The organism is Domibacillus tundrae, from assembly GCF_000970675.1.
In the GTDB taxonomy this organism is placed as follows: domain Bacteria; phylum Bacillota; class Bacilli; order Bacillales; family Domibacillaceae; genus Domibacillus; species Domibacillus tundrae.
This window is the reverse complement of record NZ_LAJA01000007.1, coordinates 1-11,788: the sequence shown is the minus strand read 5'-3', so window position 1 is coordinate 11,788 and position 11,788 is coordinate 1. Positions and strand designations below refer to the sequence as shown.

At 45.6% G+C, this 11,788-nt stretch carries 11 protein-coding genes; all 11 read left to right on the top strand.

The window, feature by feature from the left end; all coding sequences use genetic code 11:
* Window positions 1–21 precede the first annotated feature (21 nt).
* On the top strand, window positions 22–483 hold the full coding sequence (gene lspA / locus VQ00_RS08005; protein ID WP_046179631.1) for a signal peptidase II: 462 nt from the start codon (window positions 22–24) through the stop codon (window positions 481–483).
* 1 nt (window position 484) lies between these two features.
* Window positions 485–1,396 (top strand): RluA family pseudouridine synthase, encoded by a 912-nt coding sequence (locus VQ00_RS08000; RefSeq protein ID WP_046179630.1) that lies wholly within the window; start codon window positions 485–487, stop codon window positions 1,394–1,396.
* Between the two features lie 159 nt (window positions 1,397–1,555).
* On the top strand, window positions 1,556–2,092 hold the full coding sequence (pyrR, locus tag VQ00_RS07995) for a bifunctional pyr operon transcriptional regulator/uracil phosphoribosyltransferase PyrR (RefSeq protein ID WP_046179629.1): 537 nt from the start codon (window positions 1,556–1,558) through the stop codon (window positions 2,090–2,092).
* Between the two features lie 190 nt (window positions 2,093–2,282).
* Entirely contained in the window at window positions 2,283–3,191 is a 909-nt protein-coding gene (locus tag VQ00_RS07990; RefSeq protein WP_046179923.1) for an aspartate carbamoyltransferase catalytic subunit, read from the top strand.
* Window positions 3,175–4,461 carry a dihydroorotase gene (locus VQ00_RS07985; protein ID WP_046179628.1) on the top strand — a complete coding sequence of 429 codons (1,287 nt, stop codon included), beginning with the start codon at window positions 3,175–3,177 and terminating at the stop codon, window positions 4,459–4,461. The genes VQ00_RS07990 and VQ00_RS07985 overlap by 17 nt, the downstream gene beginning before the upstream one ends.
* Complete coding sequence (locus VQ00_RS07980; protein ID WP_046179627.1) at window positions 4,458–5,549, top strand: carbamoyl phosphate synthase small subunit; 1,092 nt, start codon at window positions 4,458–4,460, stop codon at window positions 5,547–5,549. The genes VQ00_RS07985 and VQ00_RS07980 overlap by 4 nt, the downstream gene beginning before the upstream one ends.
* On the top strand, window positions 5,542–8,748 hold the full coding sequence (gene carB / locus VQ00_RS07975) for a carbamoyl-phosphate synthase large subunit (protein ID WP_046179626.1): 3,207 nt from the start codon (window positions 5,542–5,544) through the stop codon (window positions 8,746–8,748). The genes VQ00_RS07980 and carB overlap by 8 nt, the downstream gene beginning before the upstream one ends.
* Window positions 8,745–9,524, top strand: a complete 780-nt coding sequence (locus tag VQ00_RS07970) for a dihydroorotate dehydrogenase electron transfer subunit (RefSeq protein ID WP_046179625.1) — start codon at window positions 8,745–8,747, stop codon at window positions 9,522–9,524. The genes carB and VQ00_RS07970 overlap by 4 nt, the downstream gene beginning before the upstream one ends.
* A complete protein-coding gene (locus VQ00_RS07965; protein ID WP_046179624.1) occupies window positions 9,521–10,432 on the top strand; it encodes a dihydroorotate dehydrogenase in 912 nt (303 codons plus the stop codon). The genes VQ00_RS07970 and VQ00_RS07965 overlap by 4 nt, the downstream gene beginning before the upstream one ends.
* A complete protein-coding gene (gene pyrF / locus VQ00_RS07960) occupies window positions 10,432–11,142 on the top strand; it encodes an orotidine-5'-phosphate decarboxylase (protein WP_046179623.1) in 711 nt (236 codons plus the stop codon). Before VQ00_RS07965 ends, pyrF begins: the two co-directional genes overlap by 1 nt.
* A 1-nt stretch (window position 11,143) precedes the next feature.
* On the top strand, window positions 11,144–11,770 hold the full coding sequence (gene pyrE / locus VQ00_RS07955; RefSeq protein ID WP_046179622.1) for an orotate phosphoribosyltransferase: 627 nt from the start codon (window positions 11,144–11,146) through the stop codon (window positions 11,768–11,770).
* Window positions 11,771–11,788 lie beyond the last annotated feature (18 nt).

The following is an 11,788-nucleotide window of genomic DNA, read 5'->3' as shown; positions in this document are numbered from 1 at the left end:
TTTCATCGTTGGAGGGAAGATATGTATTACTACGTATTGACACTGCTTGTCATCTTGCTGGATCAATGGACAAAATGGCTCATTGTCAGGTCCATGGAAATTGGCGAAAGTGTACCTGTTATTGAAAATCTTCTTCATATTACTTCTCATCGTAATAGAGGGGCAGCGTGGGGAATGCTTGAAGGGCAATTTTGGCTCTTTTATATTATTACAGCCGTTGTGGTTGTCGGCATCATTTATTTCATGCAAAAGGAAGCAAAAGGGAAGCCTTTAATGAAAGCATCTTTAGCTGTCTTGCTTGGCGGAGCTATCGGAAACTTTATTGACCGGCTGTTTCGCGGTGAGGTCGTTGATTTCGTGCAGACGTTTATTGGGGGCTACCGTTTCCCTATTTTTAATATCGCAGATGCTGCATTGACTATTGGCGTTATTTTATTATTTATCGCTATGTTCATAGAAGATCGAAAAGGAAAGAAGGCATAAAATGAAACAATTACACTTTACAGTGAGCGCAGAAGAAACCGGGGGCCGAATTGATAAAATTGCTGCTACGCAGGATGAGCAATACTCCCGATCACAAGTGCAAGAGTGGCTGAAAGAAGGGCTTGTTCTTGTTAATGGTAAATCAGTTAAGGCGAATTACAAAGCCGCAGCCGGTGATGAAGTAACAATCGACATTCCGGAGCCGGAAGCATTGAACATTGAAGCGGAAGATTTACAATTGGACGTTTATTATGAGGATGAAGATGTCATTGTCGTCAATAAGCCAAGCGGCATGGTTGTCCATCCGGCACCTGGTCATACAACGGGAACGCTCGTAAACGGCCTAATGTACCATTGCAAAGATTTATCCGGCATTAATGGCATTATGCGCCCGGGTATTGTCCACCGAATTGATAAAGATACATCTGGACTGTTAATGGTTGCTAAAAATGATATGGCACATGAAAAACTTGTGAACCAGCTTGTGGAAAAATCGGTTACGCGCAAATATAAAGCCATCGTTCACGGTGTAATTTCGCATGATTTCGGCACGATTGACGCACCGATCGGGCGTGACACAAAAGACCGTCAAAAAATGGGGATTGTCGATCATGGGAAAGCGGCCGTGACACATTTCCACGTGTTGGAGCGTTTTGAAGACTTTACTTTTGTTGAATGTGAATTAGAGACAGGGCGAACACACCAGATTCGGGTGCATATGAAATACATTGGGTATCCGCTTGCCGGTGATCCAAAGTATGGACCTCGGAAGACGCTTAATATTGACGGACAGGCGCTGCACGCTGGTGTCCTTGGATTTATTCATCCACGTACAAATGAATACATGGAATTTGAAGCGCCTGCACCAAAAGAATTTAATGATATACTCGATGAGTTGCGGAAAAAGATTTGACATTCATCCATGTTATCGATAAACTAAATACAGTTGAATAAGAACCTTTAAGAACAGTCCCGTGAGGCTGGGAAGGGATCGGATATGATGCGGTACATTTGTGCCGTTTTAAGGGATCAGTATGCCTTCTCACCAGTATCGGGTGGGGAGGCTTTTTTCATGGAAAAAGCGGTCGTACTTGATCAGCAGGCGATACGCCGGGCGCTGACAAGAATCGCGCACGAAATTATTGAACGAAACAAAGGCGTAGAAAATTGTGTGCTGATTGGGATTAAAACCCGTGGTATTTATGTTGCGCAACGGCTTGCTGAACGAATCTTTCAAATTGAAGGACAGCGTGTGCCGGTTGGAGAACTGGATATTACGTTATATCGTGATGACTTGACGGTCAAAACGAAAAGCCATGATCCGGAAGTAAAAGGATCAGAAATTCCCGTTGATTTAAATGGCAAAACAGTCATCTTAGTGGATGATGTTTTATACACAGGCCGCACCGTCCGGGCAGCGATGGATGCTATCATGGATATTGGACGTCCGTCCCACATTCAAATGGCGGCACTTGTCGACAGGGGCCATCGTGAATTGCCGGTCCGGGCAGACTATATCGGGAAAAATATTCCGTCGGCGAAAACCGAACGGATTGTCGTCACACTTGAAGAAGTGGATGAAGTGGATCGTGTAAGTATTTATGAATAAAGATAAATGTTTACTGAAAGTCCTGTGAGACTTTATGGACATTGACAACCTTTTAAAAATGCACGAGAGGCATTTAAGGGTGAAATCGGTCTGCACTTATGTGCAGTACAGCTTCGTTATGCTGTAAAATCGAGAAAACACCCTGAATTTCAGGGTGTTTTTTTCATGGAAACGGAGGCGGAAATCGATGATGAAAAATTTAGTTTCAATTAGGGATTTGCATAAAGATGAAATTTTGTTAATATTAATGCAGGCGCAAAAATTTGCGGAAGGTGAAGTTTGGACACCAGATGAAAAGCACTATGTCGCCAATTTATTTTTTGAAGCAAGCACACGGACAAAAATAAGCTTTGAAATGGCGGAACGGAAGCTTGGCTTGGAGGTCATACCGTTTGATGTTGGCAGCTCAAGCGTCTTAAAAGGGGAAACATTATACGATACGGTTCGGACGCTCGAAGCGATTGGTGTAAATGCGGTCGTTGTACGCCACGAAGAAGATGCCTATTATGATGAGTTAGTCGGGCATATTGATATACCGGTTATTAATGCAGGTGACGGCTGTGGACAGCATCCGACACAATGTTTACTGGACCTTCTGACAATTCAGCAGGAGTTTGGCACGTTTGATGGATTAAAAATTGGCATTGTCGGTGACATCCGCCATAGCCGTGTTGCCCGCTCCAATGCAGAAGCACTGAGAAGGCTCGGTGCTGATGTGAAATTTTCCGGACCTCCTGAATGGTTTGAAGATGACTTTTTAAAGTCAGACGGGTTCGTTAAAATAGACGAACTTGTCGAACAGGTGGATGCGCTTATGCTTCTCCGGATCCAGCATGAACGCCATCAAGTAGCTTCGTCTATGTCGAAAGAAGAATATCATGTCCGCTATGGTTTAACAGAAGAGCGGGAAAGCCGGATGAAGCCAGGGAGCATTATTATGCACCCGGCACCGGTAAACCGCGATGCGGAAATTGCCGACAGTCTGGTCGAATGCGAACGATCACGTATATTTAAACAAATGGAAAATGGCGTTTATGTCCGCATGGCGGTCTTAAAAGAAGTGCTTGAGGGGAGATTGGCAAATGAATTGGTTAATTAAAAATGGACAGATTTTAAACGAAAACGGTGAGTTAACAAAAACGGATATCCGCATTAAAGACGGGAAAATCGCTGAGATGGGTGCAGATCTTGCAGAAATTGACGAAAAAACAGTTGATGCAGGCGGCAAACTCGTTACACCAGGACTCGTTGACCTGCATGTTCATTTGCGCGAGCCTGGCGGTGAGCATAAAGAAACGATTGCTACGGGAACGAAAGCAGCGGCAAAAGGCGGCTTTACAACGATTGCTGCAATGCCAAATACACGCCCCGTGCCGGATACAGAAGAAAATCTTCAAAAAGTGAACAAGCTTATTGAAGAAAAAGCACATATCCGCGTGCTTCCATATACGTCAATCACCATTCGTCAAGCGGGAAAAGAGCTTGTTGATTTTAGTTCGTTAAAAGAAAACAACGCATTTGCGTTCACGGACGACGGTGTTGGCATTCAAGAAGCTGGCATGATGCACGCTGCGATGAAAAAAGCCGCAGCAATTGATATGGCGATTGTTGCCCACTGTGAAGACAACAGCTTAATTTATGGCGGTGTGGTACATGACGGGGAATATTCAAAACGTGAAGACATTCCAGGTATTCCGTCCATTTGTGAATCCGTTCAAATTGCAAGAGATGTGCTGCTGGCAGAAAACGCAGGGTGCCACTATCACGTTTGCCACGTCAGCACGAAAGAATCGGTCCGTGTCATCCGCGATGCGAAAAAAGCAGGCATCCATGTAACAGGTGAAGTATCGCCACATCATCTCGTTTTGACGGATATGGACATCCCTGGACAGGATCCGAATTTTAAAATGAATCCGCCGCTTCGCGGAGCAGAAGATAAAGCCGCGCTTATTGAAGGACTGCTTGATGGGACACTGGACTTTATCGCAACTGATCATGCCCCGCATACAGCAGAGGAAAAAGCGGCAGGCATTCAAAAAGCACCATTCGGCATTACGGGATTTGAAACAGCTTTTCCACTTTTATATACAGAGCTTGTCAAAAAAGACGTGTTAACGTTAAAACAGCTTGTTGACTGGATGACGATTAAACCGGCTTCTACATTTAACTTGCCATATGGCCGCCTTGAAGAAGGCGTTAACGCCGATATTACGATTATTGACCTTGAGGCTGAAAAAGAAGTAGATCCGCAGGCGTTTTTATCAAAAGGAAAAAACACACCATTTACAGGCCGCACGCTTTCCGGCTGGCCGGCTGTAACTTTTTTTGAAGGAAATCTTGTATGGCAGGAAGGAACGATCAACGAATGAAAAAACAACTAATTTTAGAAGATGGCACCGTTTTTGTTGGTAAAGGATTTGGAAGCGCAAAAGATGTAACAGGGGAAGTCGTTTTTACGACTGGAATGACCGGTTATCAAGAGACACTATCCGACCCGTCATACTGCGGTCAGATTATCACCTTTACGTATCCGCTTATTGGGAACTACGGCATTAATCGTGATGATTTTGAGACGATTCAGCCGGCTGTAAAAGCACTTGTTGTAAAAGAAGCAGCGGATTTTCCTTCAAACTTCAGAAGTGAATTTTCCATTGATGAGTATTTAAAAATGAAAGACATTCCTGCGATTTCGGGTGTGGATACGCGGAAATTGACGCGTATTATCCGCCAGCATGGCGCGTTGAAAGGAGCGATCGTTTCCGCGGATGTGAATCCGGAAGACGTTATTCACCGCCTGCAGGCAACGGTTTTGCCGAATGATCAAGTAGCGCAAGTATCAACGAAGTCTGCTTATCCAAGTCCTGGGCGCGGCTTTCGTGTTGTGTTGATTGACTTTGGTATGAAGCATGGCATTTTGCGTGAATTAAACAATCGTAATTGCGACGTCGTGGTTGTGCCGCATGATACAACTGCTGAAGAAATTATGCAGTTTAAGCCGGACGGTATTATGCTGACAAATGGACCAGGCAACCCGAAAGATGTGCCGTATGCGATTGAAACGATTAAAGAGTTGATCGGCCAAGTGCCGCTTTTCGGTATTTGCCTTGGCCACCAGTTGTTTGCACTCGCTTCCGGTGCCGATACATTTAAACTTAAATTTGGCCACCGCGGCTCCAACCATCCGGTAAAAGACCTTGAAACCGGCCGGACAGCCATCACGTCACAAAACCATGGATTCTCAGTCAGTGAAGAATCGATTGCCAACACTGATTTAAAAATAACACATGTGGCATTAAACGACGGTACTGTTGAAGGGCTTGCACATAAAACATACCCGGCTTTCACGGTTCAATACCATCCGGAGGCTTCGCCAGGACCGGAAGACGATAATATTTTGTTTGACCGTTTTATTGACTTAATGAAAAAAAACGCTGCAAAGGAGACACAACATGCCTAAACGTACAGACATCAAAAGTATACTTGTGATTGGCTCCGGTCCGATCGTCATCGGTCAGGCAGCAGAATTTGACTATGCGGGAACACAGGCGTGCCTCGCGCTTAAAGAAGAGGGCTATCGGGTCATTCTTGTAAACTCGAACCCGGCAACGATTATGACGGATACAGAAATTGCGGACGCCGTTTATATTGAACCGATTACACTTGAATTTGTCCGCCGCATCATTCAAAAAGAACGTCCGGATGCTATTTTGCCAACGCTTGGCGGGCAGACGGGCTTAAATATGGCCGTTGAACTTGCAGGCGCTGGTGTACTTGATGAATATAATGTAGAAGTGCTCGGTACAAAACTGTCTGCGATTGAGCAGGCGGAAGACCGTGATTTGTTCCGTACGCTCATGAACGATTTAAATGAGCCAGTTCCGGACAGTGAAATTATCCATACACTCGAAGAAGCATATTCTTTTGTTGAGCAGATTGGCTACCCGGTGATCGTGCGTCCTGCTTATACACTCGGCGGCACAGGCGGCGGGATTTGTGACAATGAAGAAGAACTGATTGAAACCGTCACAAATGGATTGAAACAAAGCCCCGTGACCCAATGTTTACTTGAGAAAAGCATCGCTGGCTTAAAGGAAATTGAATACGAAGTGATGCGCGACTCGAACGATAATGCAATTGTTGTATGTAACATGGAAAACATAGATCCAGTCGGTGTGCATACTGGCGATTCCATTGTTGTCGCACCGAGTCAGACATTAACAGACCGTGAATATCAAATGCTTCGTAACACGTCTTTAAAAATTATTCGTGCACTCGGTATCGAAGGCGGCTGTAACGTTCAGCTTGCACTCGATCCGTACAGCTTCCAATATTACATCATTGAAGTAAATCCGCGTGTCAGCCGTTCATCCGCGCTTGCCTCAAAAGCAACGGGTTACCCGATTGCGAAGCTGGCAGCGAAAATTGCAGTAGGACTGACGCTCGATGAAATGTTGAACCCGGTCACAGGTAAAACATATGCCTGTTTTGAGCCGGCCCTTGACTACATCGTGTCGAAAATTCCGCGCTGGCCGTTTGATAAATTTGAGCATGCAAACCGTACGCTAGGTACACAAATGAAAGCGACAGGAGAAGTCATGGCGATTGGACGCACGTTTGAGGAATCGATCCTAAAAGCTGTGCGTTCACTTGAAAGCGGCGTCTACCACCTTTCACTTGATGAACTGGCAGATAAAGATGACGCGTTTCTTGAAAAAAGAATTCGTAAAGCAGGCGATGAGCGTTTATTCTATCTCGGCGAGGCATTGCGCCGCGGTGTGACGATTGAAACGATTCATGACTGGAGTCAAATTGACTTGTTTTTCTTGAAGAAGTTTGAAAATATCGTGAAATATGAAAAAGAAGTGGAAAATAATCCATTCGATAAAGAAACAGCAAAAAAAGCAAAACAGCTCGGCTTTGCGGATAAAACATTGGCAAAATCATGGGGTGTAGTAGAAAAAGAGGTCTATGACTGGCGTAAAGAAAACGGCATTGTACCGGTATTTAAAACGGTTGACACGTGTGCCGCAGAATTTGAATCAGAAACACCATATTATTATGGAACATATGAAGATGAAAACGAATCGATTGTCACAGGCCGTAAATCAGTTGTTGTTCTAGGATCAGGACCGATTCGGATCGGACAGGGTGTTGAGTTTGACTATGCGACGGTTCATTCGGTCTGGGCGTTAAAAGAAGCCGGATACGAAGCGATTATCGTCAACAATAACCCAGAAACGGTCTCAACAGATTTCAGTATTTCCGACAAACTTTATTTCGAGCCGTTAACGATTGAAGATGTTATGCACATCATTGACCTTGAAAAACCAGAAGGTGTGATCGTTCAATTTGGCGGACAGACAGCTATTAATCTGGCAGACAAGCTTGTCGAGCATGGTGTGAAAATTCTTGGTACAAGTCTTGAAGATGTAGACCGGGCAGAAAACCGTGATAAATTTGAGCAGGCGCTGCAGGAGCTTAACGTACCGCAGCCGCTTGGCAGAACGGCTTTCTCGGTTGAAACAGCTGTCGACATTGCTAACAGCATTGGCTACCCGGTTCTTGTCCGCCCATCATACGTACTTGGCGGCCGGGCGATGGAAATCGTTTATAAAGAAGCAGAATTGCTTCAATACATGAAAAACGCAGTAAAAGTGAATCCGGAGCACCCGGTTTTGGTTGACCGCTATTTAACAGGGAAAGAAATTGAAGTCGATGCGATCTCAGACGGAACAGATGTGGTCATTCCTGGCATTATGGAACATATCGAACGTGCAGGTGTCCACTCCGGCGACTCAATTGCTGTGTATCCGCCGCAAAAATTGACGGATGATCAAAAAGCAAAAATTATTGAATATACGACAAAGCTTGCAAAAGGATTAAATATTATTGGATTGCTGAACATACAATACGTTATCTCAAAAGGAGAAGTATTCGTTATCGAAGTAAATCCGCGCTCAAGCCGTACCGTGCCATTTTTAAGTAAAATTACAAACGTGCCGATGGCGAATATTGCAACAAAAGCGATTATGGGTCAATCATTAAAAGAAATGGGCTATGAATCCGGCCTGATTCCAGAAAAAAAAGGCGTCTATGTAAAAGTGCCAGTCTTCTCATTTGCGAAACTCCGCCGGGTGGATACAACGCTCGGCCCAGAGATGAAATCAACTGGGGAAGTCATGGGAAAAGACTCAACGGTTGAAAAAGCACTTTACAAAGGGCTTGTCGCATCCGGTATGAAAATCCCGACAAAAGGGGCCGTTCTATTAACGGTCGCAGATAAAGACAAAGACGAAGCGCTTGTCATTGCAAAACGTTTCCATAACATTGGCTTCCAGCTCTTGGCGACATATGGTACAGCGAACTTGATCCGTGAAACAGGCGTGCCGGTTCAAACGGTGGCGAAAATTGGCGCGAAAGGTCCGGATATGCTTGATGTCATCCGCGGTGGTGAGGCGCAATTCATCATCAATACGCTGACAAAAGGCAAACAGCCGGCACGTGATGGATTCCGTATCCGCCGCGAATCTGTTGAAAATGGCATTCCATGCTTAACGTCACTGGATACAGCAACAGCTATTCTAGAAGTACTTGAATCAATGATTTTTAATGCAGAAGCAATGCCAAAACCGGCATTGGAGGCGATCTATTCATGATTCAAAAAGAGCTGATGACGGTTGTCTCTCAATCGGAAATCGCTAAAAACATCTTTGAAATGACATTAAAAGGGGCACTCGTTGACCAAATCGATGAGCCAGGCAAATTTGTTCATTTAAAAGCAGGTGAAGAAATGATGCCCCTTCTTCGCCGGCCAATCAGCATCGCCCGTATTGAGCCGGAAAAGCAGGAACTTACGATGATTTACCGGGCGGAAGGCGCAGGAACGAGTGCACTCTCTCGTAAACGAGCCGGTGACCAAGTGGACGTTCTCGGTCCGCTTGGCCACGGTTTTCCGGTTCAAGAAGCTACTCCTGGACAGACCGCTCTTTTAATCGGAGGAGGTATCGGTGTTCCGCCGCTTTATGAATTGTCACGCCGCCTGAACGCAAAAGGTGTGAAAACGATCCACGTTCTCGGTTTTCAAAATAAAGAGGCGGCATTTTACACAGAGCAGTTTGCGGCACTAGGCGAAACATATGTGGCAACAGTTGACGGTTCACTCGGTGAGCAAGGGTTTGTAACTGATATTGTGAACAAACACGGGCTGCAGGCGGATATTTTTTATTCGTGTGGTCCAACGGTTATGTTAAAAGCAGTTGAACAGCTTCACGCGGCGCCAAACGGCTACATTTCACTGGAAGAGCGGATGGGCTGCGGCATCGGTGCCTGTTTTGCATGTGTATGCCATCCAACTGCGGATGAAACAGGTACCGCCTACTTGAAAATATGCAGCGACGGTCCTGTTTTTAAAGCTGGGGAGGTGGCACTATGACTAGATTAGCGCTCGAACTTCCAGGGTTGTCACTTGAAAATCCTATAATGCCAGCGTCTGGCTGTTTTGGATTTGGCCGTGAATTCAGTCAGCTGTTTAATTTAAGTGAGCTTGGCGCGATTATGATTAAAGCAACAACAGAAGAGCCTCGTTACGGAAATGCGACGCCTCGTGTAGCTGAAACACCAGGCGGTATGCTGAATGCGATTGGTCTTCAAAATCCCGGTCTTGAAAAAGTGATTGCGAATGAACTGGAATGGCTGAAGCAGTTTGATGTGCCGATTATAGCGAACGTGGCCGGTTCACAAACCGAAGATTATGTTCAAGTCGCAAAAGAAATTTCCAAAGTCGACAATGTCCATGCCCTTGAGCTGAATATTTCCTGCCCGAACGTAAAAACAGGTGGTATCGCATTTGGAACAATACCCGAAACAGCGAAAGAGCTGACAAAACGTGTAAAAGAAGTGTCTGAAGTACCTGTCTATGTAAAGCTTTCGCCAAACGTCACGAACATTGTCGAGATGGCCAAAGCGGTAGAAGACGGTGGTGCAGACGGCATTACGATGATCAATACATTGATCGGCATGCGTATTGACCTGAAAACAGGCCGGCCGGTGCTGTCAAACCGGACTGGCGGCTTATCGGGTCCTGCCGTGAAGCCTGTAGCAGTGCGGATGGTGTATGAAGTAAGCCAGCAAACCAATTTGCCAATTATCGGTATGGGCGGCATCTCTACAGTTGAAGATATTATTGAATTTTCATTGGCGGGTGCGGACGCAGTGGCAATCGGAACCGCGAATTTTGTTAATCCGTTTATATGCCCGGAATTAATTGCGGAGCTTGACCACTATTTAGAGCAGCACAACGTAGATCACATTAGTGAATTAAAGGGACGGAGCTGGAAGTAATGGAAAAAGAACCGATTATTGCACTCGATTTCTCCACATGGAAGGAAGCCGAGCAATTTCTTGCGCCTTTCCAAAACGAGCAGCTATATGTGAAAGTGGGCATGGAACTGTATTTGCAAAACGGCCCATTCATTATTGAACAGCTGAAAAAAATGAATCATCGCATCTTTCTTGACTTGAAATTGCATGACATTCCAAACACGGTTGGACAGGCAATGAAAGGTCTTGCAGGGCTTGGTGTAGACATCATTAATGTGCATGCCGCAGGCGGCGTCGAGATGATGAAAAAAGCACGCGCCGGATTAGATGCAGGTGCTAAAGGCGGCAAACGGCCCATTTTACTGGCAGTGACCCAGCTAACGTCTACGACTGAAGCTGCGATGCACGCTGATCAGCTTATTTCTGTCCAACTTCAGGAATCGGTTCTTCATTATGCAAAAAAAGCGAAAGAAGCCGGCTGTGACGGTGTTGTTTGCTCCGTTTTAGAAGCGGCCGCCATCCGCGAAGCATGCGGGGAAGATTTTTATAAAGTAACGCCGGGCATTCGGTTAAAGGATGGCAATGCGGATGATCAGCAGCGCATTGCGGGTCCCGCCGAAGCACGTGCGATCGGCTCGACAATGATTGTTGTCGGCCGTCCAATTACAAAAGCAGCCGACCCGGTTGCAGCCTATCATCATGTAAAAGCACTCTGGGGAGGACAAGCGTAAAATGAAAAAACAAATTGCAGAAGAACTATTAAAGATCCGTGCCGTGTATTTGCAGCCTAATGATCCTTTTACATGGTCATCCGGTATGAAATCACCGATCTATTGCGACAATCGTTTAACGCTGTCATATCCCGAAACACGTCAAAAAATTGCCGCGGGATTAGCGGAGCTTATTAAAGAACAATATCCGGAAGCAGAAATCATCGCCGGTACAGCGACAGCGGGCATTCCGCATGCCGCCTGGGTATCTGATGTATTGAACCTGCCGATGTGTTACGTCCGTTCAAAAGCGAAAGAACATGGAAAAGGCAATCAAATCGAAGGAAAAGTCGAGCCGGGTTCAAAAGTGGTTGTCATTGAAGATTTGATCTCTACAGGCGGCAGTGCTATTACCGCAGCAGAAGCTTTGCGTGCGGCAGGCTGTGATGTGCTTGGAGTAGCAGCCATTTTTACATATGGGCTGCCAAAAGGGGATGCGCGTCTATCAGAAGCGGACTTACATGCGGCTGCACTGAGCGATTATGACGCACTCATTGAAGTGGCGGCTGAAAAGAACTATGTGGAATCAAGTGACATTGAAACATTAAAACAATGGAAGCAAAACCCTGATGCGTGGGGAACAAAATAAATAAAAACAGCGGTGAGC